We start from the raw sequence: 21,151 nt of genomic DNA on the forward strand, positions 1-21,151 counted from the left end.
CCTGCGCACGTACCATTCCAGCCGTGGCCTCTCACAACGGGACAGGATCCGCCGCGGTCGACCAGCTGGATCGGCAGATCCTCCAGGGGCTGCGGCTCGCGCCGCGGGTTCCGTTCGCTCGGCTGGCGGCCGTGCTGGCCGTGTCCGAGCAGACCGTCGCCCGGCGCTATCAGCGGATGCGGACCCGGGGTCTGATCCGGGTCTTCGGGCAGGCCGATCCCGAGCGGCTGCCCGGGACCACGTACTGGACGCTGCGGATCTCCTGCCGGCCCGGCACCGCCGCCGTGACGGCGCAGGCGCTGGCGCGGCGCACCGACACGAGCTGGGTGACCATCGGGGCCGGCGGCGCCGAGCTGACCTGCGCGGTGCGGGTGACCGCGGACCACGACCGCCGTGAGGGCCTGTTGCATCATCTGCCGCGGGCGACGAACGTGCTCTCGCTCAGCGCCCATCAAGTGCTGCACCGTTTTGTGGGGCGGGGCGAGACCGACTGGATCGCCGGCGACGAGCAGTTGAGCGCGGATCAGCGCGAGCAGTTGCTGAACGGGAACGACCCCGGCGTACGGGCAAGTTTTGAAATGCGGGTGACCGACGAGGGCGGCGCCCGGGTCGAGCCCGGGGACCGGGCGCTGCTCGCCGCGCTCGCCCGGGACGGCCGGGCCGGTTATGCCGCGCTGGCCACCGTCACCGGCTGGACCCAGCGCAAGGTCGCCCTGCGGCTCGGCGCGCTGATCGCCGCCGGGGCGGTGTACTTCGACACCGAGGTGGCGGCTTCCCTGATGGGTTTCCGATCGGCGGCGAACCTGTGGCTCACCGTCGCGCCGGCCGATCTGGCTGCGGTCGGCGCCCGGCTCGCCGATCACCGCCAGCTGGCCTGGGCGGCGGCGGTCACCGGCACCGCCACCATCACCGCGATCGCTCTGTGCCGCGACGCCGAGGAGCTCTACCGCTATCTGACCACCGAGGTCGCCGCCATCCCGGAGATCCGCACCTGCGAGACGGTGCCGGTGCTGAGCCGGGTCAAGCATGCCGTCTCACTCGTGGACGGCGGTGTACTCGGGGAGCCGGTCCTCTGAGGGTGCCGGGACGGCCGGCCGTACCAAGATGAGCACCGCGATCCCGCCGAGCAGGCCCACTCCGGCCGCGACCAGGAAGCCCGCGTCCAGCCCGGCCACCGCCGCGCCGTGCAGGGCCCGGTCGACAGTGCCGCGCAGGCCGTCGGGCACCGCGGCCAGGATGCGGCCGGCCTGTCCTCCCGCGAGGGCATGCGCGGTCTGCTCCGGCTCCGGGGCACCCTGGGCGCCGAGGTGGTCCTCCGCACGGGCCGCGAAGACCGTGCCGAGTACGGCGATGCCGATCGCGAAGCCGAGCTGCCGGGCGGTGGTGACCGCGCCGCCGGCCATGCCGCCGCGGTGGGCCGGGACAGCACCCATGGCGGATTCCGCGAGGGTGGGCATGACCAGGCCGACGCCGGCGCCGATGACCGCGTACCCGGCCAGCAGTGCGGGCCAGCTGGACTGCGCGCCCAGCAGCAGTGCGCAGAGGGCGCTGCCCAGGCCGATCAGCAGCATCCCGCCGCCGATGAGCAGCCGCGGGGAGCGGCCGTGCAGCTTGGCGCCCGCGACACCCGAGACGATCACCGACACGATCGACATCGGCAGCCCGGTCAGGCCGGCCTGCAGCGGCGAGAGCCCGATGACCGTCTGGAGCCAGATCGAGGTGTAGGTGAACGCCGCGAAGGCCGCGAAGTTCACCAGCAGCGCCGCCACCAGGATGCCGGCGAAGGAGCGGTTGCGCAGCAGGGCCAGGTCCAGCATGGCGTGCGGGCTGCGGCGTTCCACCAGGACGAACGCGGCCAGCGCGAGCCCGCTGAGCAGCAGCAGGCCCCAGGTCTGGACCGAGCCCCAGCCGACGGTGGTGGCCCGGATGACGGCCAGCGTCAGGGCGCCCGCCGCGACGGTGAAGGTCAGGGTGCCGGCCAGGTCGAAGCGGCCGCGGCGGGCCGCGCGGTCGGCGGTCAGGGCGGTGAAGCACAGCACCAGCGCGGCGATGCTCACCGGCAGGTTGACCAGGAAGATCCAGCGCCAGCTCAGCGCCTCGGTGAGCAGGCCGCCCAGGATCGGGCCGATGGCCGCGGCCGCGCCGGAGACGCCGCCCCAGACGCCGTAGGCCACGCCTCGGGAGCGGCCCTGGTAGGCGCTGTTGAGCAGGGCGAAGGTGGTGGTGAACATGGCCGCGGCGCCGATGCCCTGCACCACCCGGGCGGCGATCAGCAGGCTGTCGTTGCCGGCGAGCCCGCAGGCCAGCGAGGACAGGGCGAACAAGATCAGGCCGGCGATGTAGAGCCGGCGATGCCCGAGCAGGTCGCCGAGCGCCCCGGCGCCGAGCAGCAGGACGGCCAGTGACAACGCGTAGCCGTCCACGACCCATTGCAGGGAACTGAACGACGTGCCGAGGTCCACCGCCATCTCCGGCAGGGCGACGTTCACGATGGTGACGTCGACGAGCAACATGAAAGTACCGAGGCACACCGCGATCAGCGGCCACCATTTCCGCACGGGAATCTCCTCACTAGGCGTGACCGCTTCACGATCTCTCACCGTGGCCGCGATCCGCCAGCCAGAGCTCCCTTGACGTCGGATTCCGACATGTGATGGCTTCCGGGGATCAGGAATCGACTCAGTGGATTTCTACCGGAAGATAATCCGCCACGAACCATCCGTCGGTCAGAATCGGCACCGCCGTGGTGGCGCCGAGCTGCGCCGCCACCGTGACGTCCTCGGGGAAACCATGCGCCTGCAACTCGCGCCCGGAGGCGCAGTCGCGCAGGGCGGTCGCCAGGTCGTCTGCGACGCTCCGGTACGCCGTCAGCGCCGTCCCCGCCTCGACGGAGAGACCACCGGCTCCCCGCCGTACCAGGGCCTCGATGAACGACCCCGCACCCCACAGGTCCTCGACCGCCGGCCGCAACGAACCGTCCGGCCAGCGCTCCCCCGCCGCGACCACCGCGACCGCCTCCCCCGCACCCAGCCGGCGCACGACGCTCGCCGCGGCCGCGTCCGCGTTGCGCAGCGACACGCCGACGACGGTCGAGCCGGCCTCGGCCAGCCGAGCCGAGATGGTCGCGCCGTTCGGTGAAGGCAGCACGAGCCGCTCGATCCCGGCGCTGCGCCGGATGCTGTCCGGCGACAGGCTCACCTGGCCCGGCCGCACCACCCGCTTGCGCCCGACGGCGAGCACCGCGCGATGCTCCCGGGCGACCCGCGCGGCCGAGTCGTCACCCCACCGGTACGGCAGCACGGCGATCCCCCGCTCGACGGCGACGGTCAGCGCCGTGGTGAAGGAGAGCACGTCGACCACGGCGACGAGGGCGGCACCGGGGCTGACGGCGTCCGCCCCGGCCGGACCCCAGTCGAAGCGGACCCGGCTACCGGCCTGCGTCCAAGCGTCGTTCATTCGGCGATTGTGCCGTCCGGTCCCTCGTCGAGCTGCCGCAGTGCTGTCCGGACGGCGCGGTGCTGGGCGGCGCGGTGGCCGTTCTCCGGCGCCAGGCCCAGAGCCGCCACCCGGTCGGTGACTCCATGGGTGATCCGGTAGAGCACCACCTGGACCGCGACCTCCCGCCAGTCGGTGGCCCGGGCCGGTAGCGGCCGGTGCCCGAGCACGTTCGTGAACCACGGCGGGAAAAGTTCGTAGTCGGCGACCGCGGCGTCGATCCGGTCCCGGACGTGCGCGGCGAGCCGGTCCGCGACCGAAGCGCCCGGATGCGCGCTGTACGCCTGCTGCTGCGCGGCGTCGCGGTGCAGCTCCTGCTCCGCCTCGTCACGCTGCACCCGCGCCGCCGCGACCTGCGCCTCCTGCTCATCCATCAGATCCCGCTCCGACCGGTACGCCGCTGCCGCGCGCCGGAACGCCCACCCACCGGCCTTGCGCACGGCGAGCGAACGGCTGACGCCCAGCGCCCGCTGCCGGGTCTCCGCGAGCCGGCGTTCGTCCTGCTCGAAGCGCTCGATCTGCTGCCGGCGCAGCGCCACCGCGGCATCGTCCATGATGGTGGACCGGACCTGCTCGGCCGCCCGGACATCCGCGACCAGCGGCGCCAACTCGGCCGGCACGGTGTCCAGATCCACCGGGACCTGGCCCTGCTGCCGGCGGAGCAGTCCCTCGATCTGCTGGATCTCCCCCTCCAGCCGGCTGGTTCGGGTCGCGTACTCGCGCAGCTTGCGTTCGACGTGCCGGCGCAACTCGGCCTGCTCCACGGCGAGGGCGTCCACTTTGGCATCAGTGGCGTCGAACCGCGCGAGGGCCTCCCGGGCGCGCCTCTCCGCGTTCTTGTCGATCCGCTGCATCTCCTGGGTGAGCTGGAGACGCAGGGTGTTGACCTTGCTGCCCATCTCGCGGCGCAGCCCGGCGGCGACCCGGGCCAGGTCACCGGAGGCGTCGGCGCTCACGGGCCCGTCCCCGGCACGGCCCGGGTGGTGAGGGCGTCGGCGCTCACGGGCCCGCCCCAGGCGGCCCGGGTGGTGAGGGCGTCGGCGCTCACGGCCCCGCCTCCGGTACGGCCCGGGTGGTGAGAGCGTCGGCGCTCACGGGCCCGCCCCAGGCACGGCCCGGGTGGTAAGAGCGTCGGCGCTCACGGGCCCGTCCCCGGCACGGTCCGGGTGGTGAGCCACAGAGCTATCGCCGCGGCGAGCACGACCACGACGCCGAGCAGCGCCCAGGCGGGCAGCACACTCGCTGCGACGAGCACGGCAGCCAGGGCGGCCACGCCGAGCAGCACGAACGTCAGCATCAGCCGGCGCTGGGCGGCGTCGGCCGCGAGCTCGTCGACCACCGTCATCAGCTCGTCGGTGCCGGCGAAGACCCGATCGAGCTGCCCGGCGTCGTACGGCGGCTCCGCGCCCAGCCCGCCCAGCGCGTCGTGCCGGGCGCGCAGCTCCCGCTGACGTTCGAGCAGCTCGGCCCTCCGTGACGAAGCACCCACACGCACTCCCTGCGGTCGCGTAGGGGTGTTTCGTAGATCATGGCGTCGCCGAGGCGAGGTCCAGCTCTCGCGTCGCGTCGCGGGCCGTCATGATCGACGAGACACCCCCTGAGGCAATGCTGGGCCTAGGCGGTGAGACCGGTCAATCCCTCGGAAGGGTCGAGGGCGTCCAGGACGGCGACCAGCCGCTTCTCCTCGCCGATGAAGTGCGTCTCGAGCACGGCGGCGAGCCCGTCCAGTTCGCTCTGGATCGCCGCGGCCCGGGCCGCCGTGTGCTCGTCGCGCAGCTGCCCGCTCAGCGTGCTCACCCTGGTCAGCATGCCGGCGATCACCTCATGGTCGCGTTCCATCCCGGCCAGGAACGCGCGCAGGCCGGGATGGCGCTCGGCCAGCAGCGGGAACACGCCGGTGTCCTCACCGGTGTGGTGCCGGGTGACCGCGGCGCAGAACGCCAGGCAGTGAACGCCCAGCTCGGCGTCGGGGACGAAGCCCTCCCGCAGATCGGCGAGCATGTCGCGCAGGCCGATGTGGATCTCGATCAACTGCTGTCCGTACGCCCGGAACCGGGAGTATTCACTGTCCACGGAGCTGTCCCACGGTCCGGCGCCTCCATGCCCGCGGCGGTCTCCTGGCCGGGTGCACTGCGACGCTGCGACCATCCGATCAGCCGGCGCCGGGCCGCGTCAAGTCACCCGCCGTGCGAGGCTGGATCCATGATCACACCGGATTGGGACCGCCGGATGGACGGCGCGTGGGCGGCGTTTGACTCACTTGACGAGGCGCGGTTCCTGCAGCTGGTCGAGCAGCTCACCGGCGAGCTCGCCCCGGACGATCCGGTCGGTCTCTTCGAACGGGCCGGCTCGCTGGACGCCGTCGGGCGCACCGGCCAGGCTGTGCCCCTCTACCGGCAGGCGCTGGCGGGCGGGCTGTCCGGCAGCCGTCGTCGGCAGGCTGTGATTCAGCTCGCGAGTTCGCTGCGGGAGTTGGGCGAGGCCCCGGAGAGCGTCGCGCTGCTGACCGCGGAGCTGGCCGGCGGTTCGGACGAGCTCGACGATGCGGTGAAGGCGGTGCTGGCGTTGTCGCTGGCGGACGCGGGGCGGGAGCGGGAGGCGGTGGGGATCGCGGTGGGCGCGTTGGCGGCGCACTTGCCGCGCTATCAGCGTTCGATGGAGAACTACGCCCGGCTGCTGCTGCAGCCGGAGCCGGCTGCCGACCCGGAGGCCGACGTCCGCTCCTGACCGGCCGACCTCCACATCCTCAAGCCGACCTCCGCCTCGTCAGGCCGACCTCCACTTCCTCAGGCCGACCTCCGCCTCGTCAGGCCGACCTCCGTCTCGTCAGGCCGACCTCCGCCTACTCAGGCCGACCTCCGCTCCTTCCGGCCAACGACCGGGCGGCCGGCGGGCAGGCGGGCGGCGGGCGGGCAGGCGGCGGACGGCGGACGGCGGACGGCGGGCGGCTGCGGGATCCAAACGCATGCGGACGCATCAGCGCCGCAGGTCGGCCGTCATCTCGTGCACCTCGGCCAGCCGGTCCACCAGGTCGCGAGGATGACCCGGAGCGTCGGGGCGGGCGTCCCACGGCCGCGGCCCGGACAGCGGCCGGTAGTTGACGCCCAGCGCGTCCAACCGAGCCAGATGCGGGCCGAGCCGGGCTGCAAAGTCGGCGTGGTCACGGTCCGCCGGACCCCACACCGTCTCGGCGAACGCGCACAGCCGCGGAAACGCCTGGTAATCCACCCGGCGGGCCGACTCCAGGTGCTCGGTCCACACGTTGGCCTGCGCCCCGATGATCCGACCCGCCTCAACGTCGCTCAGTCCGGGTGGGACCGGCTCGAAGGCGTACACGTCAGCCAAGGTGAGCAGAGTGCCGACCGGGGTCGGCTCGCCCGGGTCGTCGGACTGGCGGTAGTCCAGGTAGACCGAGGTGTCCGGGCACGACACCACGTCGTGGCCGGCCCGGGCGGCCAGAATCGCCGGTTCGGCACCACGCCACGCCGCGATGGTGGCCCCGGCCGGCGCGCCACCGGCGAGGATCTCGTCCCAGCCGTAGATGCGGCGGCCGTGCCCGGCCAGATGCTCGGCGATCCGGGCGGTGAACCAGGCCTGCAGCTCGTGCGGGCCGGCCAGGCCGGCGGCGGCGATCCGGGCGCGGGCTGCCGGGGTGTCCCACTCGCCCGATGGGCACTCGTCGCCGCCGATGCCGATCAGCTCGCCCGGGAAGACCGCGACGACATGGTCGAGGACCTCGCGGCAGAAATCCAGGGCCTCGTCGGAGACGTTCAGCACGTGCGGGGAGATGCCCCAGGAGGTACGGACCCCGCCCGCGAACCCGTTGCCCAGCTCGGGGTACGCGGCGATCGCGGCCTGCATGTGCCCCGGCATGTCGATCTCGGGCACCACGGTGACGTGCCGGTCGGCCGCGTAGGCGACGATCTCCCGCAGATCACCGGTGCTGTAGTAGCCGCCGTGCGGCCGGTCGTCGTAGCGGTCGTGGATCCGCGAGCCGAGCATCGTCCGGGGCCGCCAGGCGCCGACCGTGGTCAGCCGGGGCCGGCCCGGCACCTCCACCCGCCAGCCCTGGTCGTCGGTCAGGTGCAGGTGCAGCACGTTGAGCTTGTGGAACGCGGCCAGATCGATGAAACGCAGCACGTCGGCGACCGGCATGAAGTGGCGCGCCACGTCCAGCAGCACGCCGCGCCAGCCGAAGCGCGGCGCGTCCTCGATGTGTACGGCCGGCACCGGCAGCGGCCCGGGCACGATCGGGGCGCGGCGCAGGGTTTCAGCGGGCAGGAGCTGCCGGAGTGTCTGCACGCCGTGGTGCACGCCGGCCGGGGAGCCGCCCCGGATGTCGATCCCCGTGGCGCCGACATCCAGGACGTACCCCTCCGGCGCCAACCCGGCCACGACCCGCAACCGAATCCCTCCGCCCGCCCCGGCATCACCCAGCCCGGCACCACGCGGCCCGGCATCACCCAGCCCAGCACGGGCCGCTGCGGCGCCGGCCGGGAGCAGGTCCCGGACGCGAGCAGCCAGGCGCTCCAGCCCCGGATCCGCGGTCACCGGCGTCCCGGAATGCAGGGCGAAGCTGCCGCCGCCGGCCACCAGCACCGCCGGGCGGGGGATCAATCCTTCACCGCCCCGCCCAGGCCGGCGACCAGCCGGCGCCGGACCAGCAGGAAGAAGATCAGGACCGGCACGGTCATCAGCGTCGACGCCGCCATGATCGCTCCCCAGTCGTTCTCGTCGGGCTTGAAGAAGACCAGCAGCGCCATCGGCAGGGTCTGCCGGTCGGTCGCGCTGATGATGAAGGTACGGGCGAACAGGAAGTCGTTCCATGCCGTGATGAAGGAGAACACGCTGGTCGCGGCCAGTCCCGGGGCGACCAGCGGGAACAGGATCCGCCACAGCACGGTGAACCGGCCCGCGCCGTCGAGCTGGGCCGCCTCGTCCAGTTCCTCGGGGATCGCCGCCACGAAGCCGCGCAGCATCCAGATCGCGAACGGCAGCGTGAACGCCGTGTGCACCAGCATCAGGGAGCCCAGCGTGTTCAGCCCCACGCCGGGGACCTGGGTGCCGAGGTCGCGGACGAGGAAGAACAGCGGGATGGTCAGCGCCTCGATCGGCACCATCTGCGCGACCAGGAACAGCACCAGCACGGTGGTGCGCAGCCGGAACCGGAAGCGGGTCAGCGCCACGGCCGCCAGGAACGCGCACAGCCCGGAGACCGCCACGACCACCAGGGCGACCAGCAGGCTGTTGAGGAAGTAGCGGCCGAAGCTGTCGACGGCTAGCACCCGGTGGAAGCTGTCCCAGCTCGGGGCGAGGGTCCACGGGCGTTGGTGCAGCGACTGGATCTCGCCGGGCGGCTTCACCGCGGCCAGCACCATCCAGTAGATCGGGAAGACGGTGCCGAGCGCGAGCACGATCGCCAGGATGTCGAGCAGGCGGCGGGTGGCCCTCACAGCGGTTCCCCCGATCGCCGCAGCGTCCGCAGGTAGAGCAGGGTGACGACGAGCAGGATGACCATCATGACCACGCCGATCGCCGCGCCCAGGCCGTACTCGCTGGCCGCGAACGCCTGCTGGTAGGCCCAGACGTTGAGGGTCAGGTTCTGCCCGGCGATGCCGCCGCCGCGGGTCATCACGTAGATCTGGGTGAAGACCTTGAAATCCCAGATGATCGACTGGATCACCACGATGGCCAGCAGCGGGCGCAGGACCGGCACCATGATCCGCCAGAAGGTGCGCCACGCGTTCGCGCCGTCGATCGCCGCGGCCTCCAGCACCGATTTCGGGATCGCCTCGATGCCGGCGTACAGGGTGACCATCACGAACGGGAACGAGTGCCACACCACCACCGCGCCGACCAGGGCGAAGGCGGTGTAGCGGTCGTACATCCAGTTGAAGCCGGTGACGCCGAGGCTCTGGTTGACCAGGCCGAGGTCGGTGTCGAAGAGGAACATCCACACGGTGGAGCCGGAGACCGCGGGCACCGCCCAGGCGGCCATCGCGGCCAGCGACAGCAGCAGCCGCGGCACCTTGCTGATCCGGGTGAGCAGCACGGCCAGCGCGGCCCCCACGGCGAGGGTCGCGACGACGCAGGCCGCGGCGAAGAAGACGGTCGCGCCGAGCACCGACCAGAACCGGGCGTCGCCCAGCAGCTGGGTGTAGTTGGCCAGGCCCACGAACCGGGTCGGCTGGCCGCCGCTGACCTGGGCCTGCCGGAAGTCCAGGACGGACAGCAGGCCGAGCTGCCACATCGGATAGACGAACAGGGTGCCCAGGACCACCGCCGCCGGCAGCAGCAGCCACAACGGCGTCCAGCCGCGCCGGCGCGGGCGCGGCCGGACCGCCGGCAGCGCGGTGGTCACTTGCCCAGGGCCGCGTTGATCGCCGTGGCGGCCTCGTCGGTGGCCGCCTCGATCGTCGCCTTGCCGGTGACCACCTTCTCGATCATGGTGGGCAGCACCGCCTGCGCGTCGATCTTGCCCCAGCCGGGGTCGAGCGGCACGAACTTCGTCCCGGCGTCGATGGTGGCCAGGAACGGCTTGAGGAACGGTTCCTGGCCGGCCACCTCGGCCCGGGCGGCCTGCAACGTCGGCACGTTGCCCATGGCCGCGTACATCTTGGTCTGGTATTTCTTGCTCGCCAGCAGGGTGAGGAAGTCGGCCGCGAGGGCCGGCCGCCGGCTGTTGCGCATGATGCCCAGGTTGTTGCCGCCGGCGAAGGCCGGGGCGATCGAGCCGGGCTTGCTGCCGGGCAGCGGCACCACGGCGTACTTGCCCTTGGCCGCGCCCGCCTCGACGGCGGCCCGGTTGAAGTTGCCGATGATGGCCATCCCGGCCTTGCCGCTGGCGAACAGCTCGACGGTCTTGCCGCCGGTGAGGTCGGCGCATTGCTGCGGCGGGCAGTTGTCCGGCTTCAGCAGATCCGTGTACGCCTTCAGCCCGGCCCGCGACTGCGCCGAGTTGATCGAGGTGATGTCCCCGCCGGCGTCCCAGATGAACGGCAGCGCGCCGAACGTGTACTTGCCACCGACCGCGATGCCGAACAGCTCCGGCTTCTTCGCGCGGATCGTTCGGGCGGCCGTGGTGAGCTCCGCCTGGCTGGTCGGCGGGCGCAGGCCGAGCTCGGTGAACACGTCGGTGCGGTAGTACAGCGCGCGGACGCCGAGATACCAGGGGACGCCGAGCAGCGTGCCCTTGAAGGTGGCGCTGGCCCGGGCGTCGGCGCTCAGGTCGGCGCCCTCGGGCCAGGCGGTCACGGCCGGGCCCAGGTCGGCCAGCCCGCCGGCGGCCGCGTACTCGGGCAGGTCGGTGTTGCCGTACTCGACGACGTCGGGCGCGCTGGCCGGGTCGTTGAAGGCGCCCTTGAAGCGCTCGCTGCGCGTGTCGACCGCGAGGTACGCGATGTCGACCTTGGTGCCGGGGTGCGCGGCGGTGAACTCGGCGACCGCCTCCTGGGCCACGGCCTCCTTGGGCGCGCGGTTGGGCTCGTCGAAGAGCCACACCTTGAGGGTGCCGGTCCGCGCGCCGCCGTCCGAGGGCGTGGCGGTGGGCGACGAGGTGGACGGGGCGCACGCGGTCACGGTGAGGGCGAGGGCGGCGGCAACCGCCAGGCGCAGACGCATAGGGCACTCCTGACGTTCACTGAGGAACCAGGTTCGTAAGTAGTTCGTTGGTGAAGTGCCCTCAGAGTGGAGTGTGGAGCCCCGGCCGTCAACCCTCAGAAGTACGTGTGCAGCACGTCCACGACCACGTTCTCGTCGTCCACCACGGGGATGAAGCGCCACTTGTCGAAGGCGGTGCACGGGTGCGACAGACCGAAGCGCAGCAGGTCACCGACGGCGGGCGAACCACCGGTCACGTACGTGTGGTGGTCGTTCATCTTCGTCACGGTCAGCCCCTCGGTGACCGGCAGCCCCTCGTCGAAAGGCGCGTCCCGCTTGCCCATCCCCACGATGGCCAGCCCGGGCTCCGGAGTGGACAGCACCTGCGCCCAGATCTCCAGGGCGGCCGCCAGGGACCCGTCGCCCGGCTCGCGGTTGAACGGCGTGCGCGCCCGGTAGAAGCCGTCGTCGTGGGTCACCGAGGCGCCGCTGCGCAACACCGCGCGGACCCGATGGCCGTCCAGCCACTGCCCCTCGAGCGCCTTGATCACCCGGTCGAACCAGGCGCTGCCGCCGGCCGAGACCAGCACCTCGGGACCGGCCAGGTCCGCGACCGCCCGGGCCGCCTCGACCAGCATCGCCAGGAACGCGTCCACCGCGTCGACATCCGGCAGCGCGCCTTCATAAGCCGTCACCCCGAGCAGCGAGACCCCCGGCGCATTCGCGGCCGCGCGGGCCACGGCGACAACCTCCTCGACGGTACGGCAGCCCGTCCGCCCACCCGGATGCCCGAGCTCGACCAGCACCGGCAGGCCGCCCGCAGCCGCCACCGCCTGCACCCCGGCCACCGAGTCGACCTGGAGGAACACCTCCCAGCCGGCGGCGGACTCGGCGGCCAGCCAGCCCAGCGCGGTCGGATCCAGCACCTCGTTGGCGATCAGCACCCGGGGCACCCCGAGCCGGCGCAGCACCAGGGCCTGGCTCGCCGTCGCCACGGTCATCGCCCACGCGCCCGCCGCCAGCTGGGCGTCCAGCAGCGTCGGGGCCATCGACGTCTTGGCGTGCGGGGCGAAGGAGAAGCCGTACCGCTGGGCGTACGCGGCCATCGTCGCGATGTTCGCCCGTACCGCCGAGTCCCGGACCACCAGCAGCGGCCAGGTGAACGAACCGTCGAACAGGTGATGCCGCGCAGCGGCGAAGTCGCGGGTGGTGACCTCGCCGGCCGGCAGCCAGAAGCCCTTGGCCCGCCAGTCGATGAGCTCGTCCGGGATGTCGAGGGTCATGTCCGTCTCCTCAAGCTTGACCAGGGGGGCGCTTTCGCGCACGCTACTACGGACCAATTACGAACCACTAGGTGTGCGGCGGGGGGCGAGGCGTGCCGGCGGCGATGGTGATCGGCCTGGTGCTGCACGCGAGCCACCGCCCCCGGTTCGAGGAGGCGGCCCGCACCCTGACCGGGGTGACGTTCGCCTGGGCGGTCTACGAGCACGAGGACCAGATCCGGGAACGGGTCGCCGGGCTGCTGCGGGCCGAACGGCTGGACGGGCTGCTGCTGGGGCTGGTCCCGTACGCCCGGTCCCGGGATCTGCTGCCGCCGGAGCTGCCGGTCGCGGTGACCCGCTCGGCCGCCTTGGATCTGGCCCTGGCCTGGTCGCGGGCCCGGGGCAACGGCTGGCCGGCCACCCCGGTCAGCATCGACACGTTCGCCCAGGAGACCGTCGACGAGGTGGCCACCGCGCTGGAGCTGGACCGGCCGGCGATCGCGTGCCTGCCGTTCGAGCCGGAGCAGCCGATCGCCGACGTCGTCGGGTTCCACCGCGAGCAGCTGGCCCGCACCGGCGCCGCGTACGTGATCAGCGTCCGTACCGGTGTCGCCGCAGCCCTCGACGGCAGCGTCGCCGTCCTGCACGCCCTGGCCACGCCCGGCACGATCCGCGCCGACCTGCACGAGCTGGCCCTGCGCATCCGGCACAAGCGGGCCGACGGCCTGCGCTTCGCCGCCGGCGTGTTTCTCATCGCCAAGCCGGAGGAGAGCCCCGACCTGGACCGGGCCCGGGTGGGCCTGCTGCACCTGCTGCTCAACACCCCGGATTTCGCCGACGCGTGGATCGACAACCGGGGCCGGCGCGGTGTCGTGGTCTTCGCGCACGCGGCGCTCTTCGAGGCGATCACCCACCAGTGGGTGGGCCTGCCGCTGCTCGCCGAGGCCCGCGACACCCTGGGCATCCGCGCGGTGGCGGGCTTCGGGCTGGGCGACTCGGCCCGGCTGTGCGTGACGCTGGCCGAACGGGCCGCCGCCCGGGCCGAGCAGGACGCCGAGCCGGGCGCGTACCTGATCTCCGACAACGGCATGATGATCGGCCCGATGGGCGCCGGCGGGACCCCGCTGGCCTACACCTACCGCGAGCACGGCGGCATCGAGGCGCTGGCCGGACGGGTCGGGCTGAGCCCGGCGACGCTGTCGCGGCTGGCCGCGATCGAACGCAACCTGGGCGGCCGGCCGGTCTCGCCCAGCGAGCTGGCCCGCTCGCTGGGGATCACCGACCCGAGCGGGCGGCGGCTCATCCGCAAGCTGAGCGAGTCCAGCCTGGCCGTCGATGACGGCAGCTCGCAGGTGCACCGCAAGGGCCGCCCGACGCGGCTCTACCGGCTGGCCATCTCCGCGGCCCTCGAAGGTGTGGCATGACCTACGACCTGCTGTTCACCGGCGGAGAGGTGCCGGGGACGGGACCGGCGGACGTGGCGGTGCGCGACGGGCTCATCGCGGCCGTGGGAGCAGGCGTGAGCGAGGACGCCCGCACGGTGGTGGACGTCGCCGGGCTGCTGGTCACCCCGGGACTCGTCGACCTGCACGCGCACGTCGGGCCGGGCTACTGGGGCATCGAGCCGGATCCGATCGCCTGGCGCACCGGCGTCACCACCTGGGTGGATGCCGGGTCGGCGGGGGCTTACACCCTGGCCGGCCTGCGCCGGGTGGTGGCGGGCACCGACGTGCGGGTGCCGGCGCTGCTCAACATCTCCGCGGTGGGGCTGGCCGGGCGTACCGGGGAGAGCCGTGACCTGGACAACTGCGACACCGCGCTGGCGATCGACACCGTGCAGGCGCACCGCGACCTGATCCGCGGCATCAAGGTCCGCATCGACCGCGAGACCGTCGGTGACAACGGCGTCGAACCCCTGCGGCGCGGCCTGGCCGCGGCGCAGGCCTGCGGCATCCCGGTCATGGTCCACATCGGTACGGCCCCACCCGCGCTCGACGAGGTCCTCGACCTGCTGCGCCCGGGCGACATCGTGACGCACTGCGCGAGTGGCATCGCCGCTCCCCTGGGCCCGGCCGTGCGCGCCGCCCGCGAACGCGGCGTGCTGCTCGACATCGGCCACGGCTCCGGCGGCTTCGCCTTCGACGTGCTCGAACGGCAGCTCGCCGAGGGCCTGGCCCCGGACACGGTCTCCACCGACCTGCACGCCCGTTCGGTGCACGGCCCGGTCTTCGACCTGCCGACCACGATGGCCAAACTGCTCGCCGCCGGCCTGCCGCTGACCGAGGTGCTCGCCGCCGCCACCGTGCGGCCTGCCCGTGCTCTGGGGCTCCCCGGCGGGACGCTGACCGTCGGCGCACCCGCCGACCTGGCGGTGTTCCGGGTCGAGGAGGGCGCCTTCGAGGTGGTGGACGCCCACCGCCAGGTCCGGCACGCCCCGCTGCGGCTGGTCAACGAGGCGACGTACGTGGCCGGCCGCCGGATGATCCCCCGGCTGGGCCCGCCCACCCCGCCGTGGATCCCGCTGACCGACGCCCAGCGCGCCGCCCTCGCCCGGCGCGAGCGCGACCTGCGCGCCCTGCTCACCGCGCCGCTGGTCGGCGCGGACGGCCTGGCCGAACAGTTCCCGAGACCGACACCGAGGAGTCAGTAATGCCGAAGCGTGCCATCATCACCGACCGGGCCGCACCGGCCGGCGGTCCCTACTCGCACGCCGTCGTCGCCGGCGACACCATCTACCTGGCCGGCGCGGTCCCGGCGCTGCCGGACGGCACCCGGGTCACCGGCAGCTTCGCCGAGCAGGCGCACGCGGCCTTCCGCAACCTGGCCGCCGTGGCCGAGGCGGCCGGCAGCAGCCTCGACCAGGCTGTCCGGGTCGGCGTCTACCTGCGCGACTTCGCCGACTTCGCCGAGCTCAACGAGATCTACCCGCAGTACATCAAGGGCGAGCACCTGCCGGTGCGCACCACCCTGCCGGTCCCGCTGGTCGGCTTCGACATCGAGATCGACGCCGTGCTCTACACCGCCTGACGCTTGCGCACCCACTCGACGGCCTGACGCACCGCGGCGCGTGACTCGTCGGTGTGGTCGGCGATGTCGAAGCTGTGCTGCCCGTTCGGCACCTCGATGAGCTCGACGTCGCCGGCCCGGGTCAGGAACGTCTCCACTCCCGCGGCGAAGCCCGGGTGCTCGCGGCCCACCCGGGTCACCAGGAGCGGCGGGGCGCCCGGCCCGACCGCCTCGGCCGGGGCGGCGAAGCCCGGCGCGGCCACCATGCCCGGCAGCGGGGTCACCACCGGATAGGTCAGGGCGATGCCGCGCAACCAGGCGGGCGCGTCGCGGAGCCAGCCGGCGCTGAGCATGGCCCCGCCGGAGAAGAACCACAGCACCACCCGGTCCGCGTCAGCGCGCGGATCGGCCCGGGCAGCCGTCACGGCGGCGGCGACCTGATCTGCCGCCGTGGCGTAGTCCAGCACGAGGCCGTCCGGGCCCGGTGTGATGGGCAGCTGATACCCGACCACGGCGGTGAGCAGCCCCTGCTCGGCCAGCAGCCGGCCGTATCCGCGATACAGCGGCCAGTCCCGGGGCTGCGCCTCCAGCCCGGGCGGCAGCGGCGCGCCGTGCACCACCACGACGACCGGGAACGGCCCCTCCCCGTCGGGCCGGTAGGTGTCCACAGTGTCCGTCCGTTCCGGCTCGCGGGCCGGCGGTGACAGGACGAACGGGCGCAGATACTCCGGGATCTCAGCCATGCGCAGCACGCTATCGAAGCGCTGGCGACCGCACTGTCCCTTGACAGCGGGGACGGCCCTTTCTCTATAGTGCTAATAGCCTAGTTAAAGCGAGAAACAAGTGATCGACTTTCACCTGGACGTCCGGTCCGGCGTCTCGCCGTACCTGCAGCTCGTGCAGCAGGTGCAGCGGGCGCTGCGGCTCGGCCTGCTGTCCGTCGGGGACCAGCTCCCCACGGTCAAGGAGGTCGTGGCCAAGCTGGCGATCAACCCCAACACGGTGCTCAAGGCCTACCGGGAGCTGGAACATCTCGGCCTGGTCACGCCCCGCCCGGGGCTCGGCACCTTCGTGACCCACAGCCTGGCCGACGACTCGCTGGCCGCGCACGAACCGCTGCGCCGGGAGCTGCTCGGCTGGCTGGAGAAGGCCCACCGGGCCGGGCTCGACGCCGACAGCATCGAGGCCCTGTTCATGACGACATTCCGAAAGGCAACCGAGGTGACCCCATGAATCCGGTCCTGCGCACCCAGGGACTGAGCAAGAGCTACGGCAGCCGGCCCGCCCTCACCGACGTCGATCTCAGCGTTCCCGCCGGCCGCGTCGTCGGTCTGGTCGGGCCGAACGGCGCGGGCAAGTCCACATTGCTCAACCTGGCCGCCGGCATGATCGCCCCGACGGCCGGCACCATCGAGGTGCTCGGTTCCCGCCCGGCCGCCGACGCCGCCCAGCTGGCCCGGATCGGCTTCGTGGCCCAGGACACCCCGGTCTACGCCGGCCTGACCGTCGGCGACCACCTGCGGATGGGCCGTCGACTGAACCCCGGCTGGGACGACGCGCTGGCGGAGGAGCGCGTCGCCCAGGTCGGCCTCGATCCGGCCCAGAAAGCGGGCCGGCTCTCCGGTGGCCAGCGGGCCCAGCTGGCGCTGACCATCGCCGCCGCCAAGCGGCCCGAGCTGCTGATCTTCGACGAGCCGGTCGCGTCGCTGGACCCGCTGGCCCGGCGCGCGTTCCTGCAGAGCCTGATGGAGTTCGTCGCCGAGCTGGAGGTCGGCGTCATACTCTCGTCGCACCTGCTCAGCGACCTGGAACGGGTCTGCGACCACATGATCGTGCTGACCGGCTCGCGGGTGCAGCTCGCCGGCGACGTCGACGAACTGCTCGCCGCCCACTACCGCCTGGTCGCGGCCCGCGGCGACCTCGACAAGCTGCCACCGGGCGTCGAGGTGATCCAGGCGGAGCACACCGACCGGCAGAGCACCCTGATCGTGCACGACACTCTCGGCGCGGTGCCCGGGATCCCCGTCGAGGCCGAACGCATCGGCCTGGAGGACATGATCCTCGCCTATCTCACCCGGGCCGCCCTCGGTGCCGTCGGTGGATTCACCCCGCAGACCCTGGAGGCCCACCGATGATCTGGCTAACCTGGCGACAGTTCCGCGGCCAGGCCCTGGTGGCCCTCGTCGCGCTCGGCGCCCTCGCGATCTACCTCGTGATCCTCGGCCTGCAGCTGCGCAGCGCCTACGACAGCAACGTCGGCTGCACAGGCTGCTCGGTGGACTCGGGCACGCAGCTGCTCGAGGACAAGTACTTCTCCGTCCTGCTGCTCACCGGCTTCCTCATCATCCTGATCCCGGCCGCCATCGGAGCCTTCTGGGGCGCACCGCTGATCGCCCGCGAGCTGGAGACGGGGACACACCGGCTGGTCTGGAACCAGAGCATCACCCGGACCCGGTGGCTGGCGGTCAAGCTGTCGTTCGTGACGCTGGCCGCGCTGGCCTTCACCGGCGCCCTCAGCCTGCTCTTCACCTGGGCCGCCAGCCCGTACGACCGGGCGCTCGACGACCGCTTCGACCCGCTGTTCTTCCCCACCCGCAACCTGGCCCCGCTGGGCTACGCGGTGTTCGCCGTCGTCGCCGGGATCGCCATCGGGCTGCTCACCAAGCGGACCGTCATCGCTATGGCTGTCACGCTGGCCGCGTTCACAGCGATCCAGATCTTGATGCCCACGGTCATCCGCCCGCACCTGGCCGGACCGGTCACCGAGAACGTGCAGTTCACCGCGGGCGGCGCGCACGGCATCTGGACGAATCCGTCCGGCCGGGTGTCGGTGGAGGGCTACGACGTGCCGGGGGCCTGGGTGCTGACCAACGAGGCGATCCTGGTCGACAGCACCGGCGCCCAGCCCGGCAAGGCCGCGACCGAGGCCTGCTTCACCGGCGACTTCGAGAAGGACAAGGCCTGCCTGGAGGCGCTGAACCTGCACAGCGTGCTGACGTACCAGCCGGCCGACCGGTACTGGACCTTCCAGTGGCTGGAGTTCGGGATCTACCTGCTGCTCGCAATGCTGCTGGCCGGGTACGCCTTCTGGCGCATCCCCCGCGGCCTCAGCTGACCGGCGTTTCCCCCGGCGTTCCTACCGCAGGCGTGGTCTCATCAGGATGATCACGCCTGCGGTACGGGGTAACACGTCGGAAACGTCGAGCTGCGAGCATCGCTGGACGTTCAGGGGAGGTTCCTTTTGTTCCTCAGCCAGCACGAGCAGGAACGCCTGCTCATCCACGTCGCGGCGGACGTCGCCCGGCGCCGGCGGGAGCGCGGTCTGCGCCTGAACCACCCCGAGGCGACCGCGATCATCACGGCCTTCCTGCTGGAGGGTGCGCGGGACGGGCGTACGGTCGCCGAGCTCATGGACGCCGGGCGGCGGGTGCTGACCCGCGCGGACGTGATGGACGGCGTACCGGAAATGCTGGCCGAGGTACAGGTCGAGGCGACGTTCCCGGACGGCACCAAGCTCGTCACCGTGCACGGGCCGATCTCATGATTCCCGGAGAGATCATCGCCGGGGACGGTGACATCACGATCAACGCCGGACGGCCGGTGCTCGCGCTGACCGTGCGCAACACCGGCGACCGGCCCGTGCAGGTGGGCTCGCACTACCACTTCGCCGAGTCCAACGCGGCCCTGGACTTCGACCGCGAGGCCGCCTGGGGGCACCGCCTCGCCGTGCCCGCGGGCACCTCGGTGCGTTTCGAGCCGGGCATGCCGCGCGACATCGAGTTGATCCCTTTCGCCGGCCACCGCATCGTTCCCGGCCTGCGCGGCCTGGCCGGCGGCCCACTGGACAAGATCCCCGAGCCGCCACCCGCCGACCCCGAGGACATCGAGCCCGCCGGCTCGCTGGACGAGGACACCGGGGAAGACCAGCCGTCGAACGGGAGCCCCCGGTGAAACAAACCGCCGAGCCAGGCCGTCAGGGACGGCGCAGCCAACGGGAGCACAGCGAGGCCACGGCGTGACCACCCTCGACCGCGGCCGCTACGCCGCCCTGTACGGCCCCACCGCCGGCGACCGCATCCGGCTCGCCGACACCAACCTGCTGATCGAGGTCGAGGAGGACCGCAGCGCCGGCCCGCAGCCGGGCGACGAGGTCGTCTTCGGCGGCGGCAAGGTGATCCGCGAGTCCATGGGCCAGTCCCGCGCCACCCGCGCCGAGGGCAGCCCGGACACGGTGATCACCGGCGCGGTGGTGCTCGACCACTGGGGCATCGTCAAGGCCGACATCGGCATCCGCGACGGCCGGATCGTGGCGCTCGGCAAGGCCGGCAACCCCGACACCATGGACGGCGTCCACCCGGACCTGGTGATCGGCCCCGGCACCGAGATCATCGCCGGCAACGGCAAGATCCTCACCGCGGGCGCCATCGACAGCCACGTCCACCTGATCAGCCCCACCATCCTGGACACCGCGCTGGCCAGCGGCATCACCACGATCATCGGCGGCGGCACCGGCCCGGCCGAGGGCACCAAGGCCACCACGGTCACCCCGAACGCCTGGCACCTGGCCCGGATGCTGGAGTCCCTGGACCACTGGCCGATCAACGTGCTGCTGCTCGGCAAGGGCAACACCATGTCGAGCGAGTCGATGTGGGAGCAGCTGCGTGGCGGGGCCGGCGGCTTCAAACTGCACGAGGACTGGGGCACCACGCCCGCGGTCATCGACGCCGCGCTGCGGGTCGCCGACGCGTCCGGGGTGCAGGTCGCCATCCACACCGACACCCTGAACGAGGCCGGCTTCGTCGAGGAGACGCTGCGGGCGATCGGGGGACGGTCGATCCACGCGTACCACACGGAGGGAGCCGGCGGCGGGCACGCGCCGGACATCATCACGGTCGCCTCGCACCCGAACGTGCTGCCGTCGTCGACCAACCCGACGCGGCCGTACACCCGCAACACCCTCAGCGAGCACCTCGACATGCTGATGGTCTGCCACCACCTGAACTCCTCGGTGCCCGAGGACCTGGCGTTCGCGGAGAGCCGGATCCGCCCCTCCACGATGGCGGCCGAGGACTTCCTGCACGACCTGGGCGCGATCTCGATGATCGGCTCCGACTCGCAGGCGATGGGCCGCGTCGGCGAGGTCATCATGCGTACCTGGCAGACCGCCCACGTGATGAAGGCGCGCCGCGGCGCCCTGCCGGGCGACGGCCCGGCGGACAACCTCCGGGCGAAACGGTACGTCGCCAAGTACACGATCTGCCCGGCACTGGCCCACGGCATGGCCGAGCAGGTGGGCTCGGTCGAACCGGGCAAACTGGCCGACCTGGTCCTGTGGGACCCGGCGTTCTTCGGCGTCCGCCCGGCCCTGGTGATCAAGGGCGGCATGATCGCCTCGGCCCAGATGGGCGACGCGAACGCCTCGATCCCCACCCCGCAGCCGATGCTCCCCCGCCCGATGTTCGGTGCTTACGGCGTGGTCCCGTCGGTGACCTCGGTGGCCTTCGTGGCGCCGGCCGCCCTGGACGCCCTGCTGGGCGACCGCATCGGCGTCAAGCGGGCGCTGGTGCCGGTGACGGACACCCGCTCGGTGGGCAAGGCGGACCTGCCCCACAACGACGCCCTGCCCCGCATCGAGGTCGAGCCGGACACCTTCGCGGTCCGCATCGACGGCGAGGTCATCGAGCCGGACCCGGTGACCGAGCTCCCGATGGCCCAGCGCTACTTCCTGTTCTGATGCCCGATCGCCCCCCGCCACTGGCGGACCACCGATCCGGCCGGGCGCGCGGTCA

The 21,151-nt window shown here is 72.6% G+C and carries 22 protein-coding genes; 11 read left to right on the forward strand and 11 right to left on the reverse strand.

All coding sequences use genetic code 11. The features are described from left to right. The first annotated feature begins 23 nt into the window (after positions 1 to 23). On the forward strand, positions 24 to 1,076 hold the full coding sequence (locus ACQP2Y_RS34005) for an Lrp/AsnC family transcriptional regulator (protein WP_433719982.1): 1,053 nt from the start codon (positions 24 to 26) through the stop codon (positions 1,074 to 1,076). Here ACQP2Y_RS34005 and ACQP2Y_RS34010 read toward each other — a convergent pair. The 5 genes from ACQP2Y_RS34010 to ACQP2Y_RS34030 all read right to left on the reverse strand — a co-directional run bounded on the left by ACQP2Y_RS34010 (position 1,035) and on the right by ACQP2Y_RS34030 (position 5,568). Next, positions 1,035 to 2,558 (reverse strand): MFS transporter, encoded by a 1,524-nt coding sequence (locus ACQP2Y_RS34010; protein ID WP_433719984.1) that lies wholly within the window; start codon positions 2,556 to 2,558, stop codon positions 1,035 to 1,037. The genes ACQP2Y_RS34005 and ACQP2Y_RS34010 overlap by 42 nt on opposite strands. 121 nt (positions 2,559 to 2,679) lie before the next feature. Then, positions 2,680 to 3,456: a 2-phosphosulfolactate phosphatase gene (locus ACQP2Y_RS34015; RefSeq protein ID WP_433719986.1), complete on the reverse strand. Its 777-nt coding sequence runs from the start codon at positions 3,454 to 3,456 to the stop codon at positions 2,680 to 2,682. Further along, a complete protein-coding gene (locus ACQP2Y_RS34020) occupies positions 3,453 to 4,451 on the reverse strand; it encodes a hypothetical protein (protein ID WP_433719988.1) in 999 nt (332 codons plus the stop codon). The genes ACQP2Y_RS34015 and ACQP2Y_RS34020 overlap by 4 nt, the downstream gene beginning before the upstream one ends. 182 nt (positions 4,452 to 4,633) lie before the next feature. Further along, complete coding sequence (locus ACQP2Y_RS34025; RefSeq protein ID WP_433719990.1) at positions 4,634 to 4,984, reverse strand: hypothetical protein; 351 nt, start codon at positions 4,982 to 4,984, stop codon at positions 4,634 to 4,636. A 125-nt stretch (positions 4,985 to 5,109) separates the two neighbouring features. Next, positions 5,110 to 5,568 (reverse strand): hemerythrin domain-containing protein, encoded by a 459-nt coding sequence (locus tag ACQP2Y_RS34030; RefSeq protein ID WP_433719992.1) that lies wholly within the window; start codon positions 5,566 to 5,568, stop codon positions 5,110 to 5,112. 129 nt (positions 5,569 to 5,697) lie between these two features. Here ACQP2Y_RS34030 and ACQP2Y_RS34035 point away from each other — a divergent pair, with 129 nt between their 5' ends. Further along, positions 5,698 to 6,222, forward strand: coding sequence for a tetratricopeptide repeat protein (locus ACQP2Y_RS34035; RefSeq protein WP_433719993.1), 525 nt, complete (start codon positions 5,698 to 5,700; stop codon positions 6,220 to 6,222). Between the two features lie 249 nt (positions 6,223 to 6,471). Here the strand turns inward: ACQP2Y_RS34035 and ACQP2Y_RS34040 are convergent, their stop codons facing one another. From ACQP2Y_RS34040 to ACQP2Y_RS34060, 5 genes are all read right to left on the reverse strand, one after another. After that, complete coding sequence (locus ACQP2Y_RS34040) at positions 6,472 to 8,112, reverse strand: beta-N-acetylhexosaminidase (protein ID WP_433719995.1); 1,641 nt, start codon at positions 8,110 to 8,112, stop codon at positions 6,472 to 6,474. Next, complete coding sequence (locus ACQP2Y_RS34045) at positions 8,109 to 8,948, reverse strand: carbohydrate ABC transporter permease (RefSeq protein WP_433719996.1); 840 nt, start codon at positions 8,946 to 8,948, stop codon at positions 8,109 to 8,111. The genes ACQP2Y_RS34040 and ACQP2Y_RS34045 overlap by 4 nt, the downstream gene beginning before the upstream one ends. After that, positions 8,945 to 9,856 carry a carbohydrate ABC transporter permease gene (locus ACQP2Y_RS34050; protein ID WP_433719998.1) on the reverse strand — a complete coding sequence of 304 codons (912 nt, stop codon included), beginning with the start codon at positions 9,854 to 9,856 and terminating at the stop codon, positions 8,945 to 8,947. The genes ACQP2Y_RS34045 and ACQP2Y_RS34050 overlap by 4 nt, the downstream gene beginning before the upstream one ends. Next, complete coding sequence (locus ACQP2Y_RS34055; RefSeq protein WP_433720000.1) at positions 9,853 to 11,115, reverse strand: extracellular solute-binding protein; 1,263 nt, start codon at positions 11,113 to 11,115, stop codon at positions 9,853 to 9,855. Before ACQP2Y_RS34055 ends, ACQP2Y_RS34050 begins: the two co-directional genes overlap by 4 nt. Positions 11,116 to 11,210: 95 nt before the next feature. After that, a complete protein-coding gene (locus ACQP2Y_RS34060; RefSeq protein WP_433720002.1) occupies positions 11,211 to 12,377 on the reverse strand; it encodes an alanine racemase in 1,167 nt (388 codons plus the stop codon). Positions 12,378 to 12,469: 92 nt separating this feature from the next. Here ACQP2Y_RS34060 and ACQP2Y_RS34065 point away from each other — a divergent pair, with 92 nt between their 5' ends. The 3 genes from ACQP2Y_RS34065 to ACQP2Y_RS34075 are packed head-to-tail and all read left to right on the forward strand — an operon-like array spanning position 12,470 to position 15,383. Next, complete coding sequence (locus tag ACQP2Y_RS34065; protein ID WP_433720003.1) at positions 12,470 to 13,780, forward strand: transcriptional regulator; 1,311 nt, start codon at positions 12,470 to 12,472, stop codon at positions 13,778 to 13,780. After that, a complete protein-coding gene (locus ACQP2Y_RS34070) occupies positions 13,777 to 15,006 on the forward strand; it encodes an amidohydrolase family protein (protein ID WP_433720005.1) in 1,230 nt (409 codons plus the stop codon). Before ACQP2Y_RS34065 ends, ACQP2Y_RS34070 begins: the two co-directional genes overlap by 4 nt. Further along, positions 15,006 to 15,383, forward strand: coding sequence for a RidA family protein (locus tag ACQP2Y_RS34075; RefSeq protein WP_433720006.1), 378 nt, complete (start codon positions 15,006 to 15,008; stop codon positions 15,381 to 15,383). Before ACQP2Y_RS34070 ends, ACQP2Y_RS34075 begins: the two co-directional genes overlap by 1 nt. Here ACQP2Y_RS34075 and ACQP2Y_RS34080 read toward each other — a convergent pair. After that, positions 15,371 to 16,105: an alpha/beta hydrolase gene (locus ACQP2Y_RS34080; RefSeq protein ID WP_433720007.1), complete on the reverse strand. Its 735-nt coding sequence runs from the start codon at positions 16,103 to 16,105 to the stop codon at positions 15,371 to 15,373. The two genes, ACQP2Y_RS34075 and ACQP2Y_RS34080, sit on opposite strands and share 13 nt — an antisense overlap. Positions 16,106 to 16,205: 100 nt before the next feature. Between ACQP2Y_RS34080 and ACQP2Y_RS34085 the strand changes: the two genes are divergently transcribed. The 6 genes from ACQP2Y_RS34085 to ACQP2Y_RS34110 all read left to right on the forward strand — a co-directional run bounded on the left by ACQP2Y_RS34085 (position 16,206) and on the right by ACQP2Y_RS34110 (position 21,096). Further along, positions 16,206 to 16,595, forward strand: a complete 390-nt coding sequence (locus ACQP2Y_RS34085) for a GntR family transcriptional regulator (protein WP_433720008.1) — start codon at positions 16,206 to 16,208, stop codon at positions 16,593 to 16,595. Continuing rightward, on the forward strand, positions 16,592 to 17,497 hold the full coding sequence (locus ACQP2Y_RS34090) for an ABC transporter ATP-binding protein (RefSeq protein WP_433720009.1): 906 nt from the start codon (positions 16,592 to 16,594) through the stop codon (positions 17,495 to 17,497). Before ACQP2Y_RS34085 ends, ACQP2Y_RS34090 begins: the two co-directional genes overlap by 4 nt. After that, a complete protein-coding gene (locus tag ACQP2Y_RS34095; protein WP_433720010.1) occupies positions 17,494 to 18,477 on the forward strand; it encodes an ABC transporter permease subunit in 984 nt (327 codons plus the stop codon). Before ACQP2Y_RS34090 ends, ACQP2Y_RS34095 begins: the two co-directional genes overlap by 4 nt. Positions 18,478 to 18,603: 126 nt before the next feature. Beyond that, positions 18,604 to 18,906, forward strand: a complete 303-nt coding sequence (locus tag ACQP2Y_RS34100) for an urease subunit gamma (RefSeq protein WP_125806689.1) — start codon at positions 18,604 to 18,606, stop codon at positions 18,904 to 18,906. Continuing rightward, entirely contained in the window at positions 18,903 to 19,313 is a 411-nt protein-coding gene (locus ACQP2Y_RS34105) for an urease subunit beta (RefSeq protein ID WP_433720011.1), read from the forward strand. Before ACQP2Y_RS34100 ends, ACQP2Y_RS34105 begins: the two co-directional genes overlap by 4 nt. A 64-nt stretch (positions 19,314 to 19,377) precedes the next feature. Further along, complete coding sequence (locus tag ACQP2Y_RS34110) at positions 19,378 to 21,096, forward strand: urease subunit alpha (protein WP_433720013.1); 1,719 nt, start codon at positions 19,378 to 19,380, stop codon at positions 21,094 to 21,096. Positions 21,097 to 21,151: the final 55 nt, after the last annotated feature.

This window comes from Actinoplanes sp. CA-051413, assembly GCF_050955795.1.
GTDB lineage: Bacteria > Actinomycetota > Actinomycetes > Mycobacteriales > Micromonosporaceae > Actinoplanes.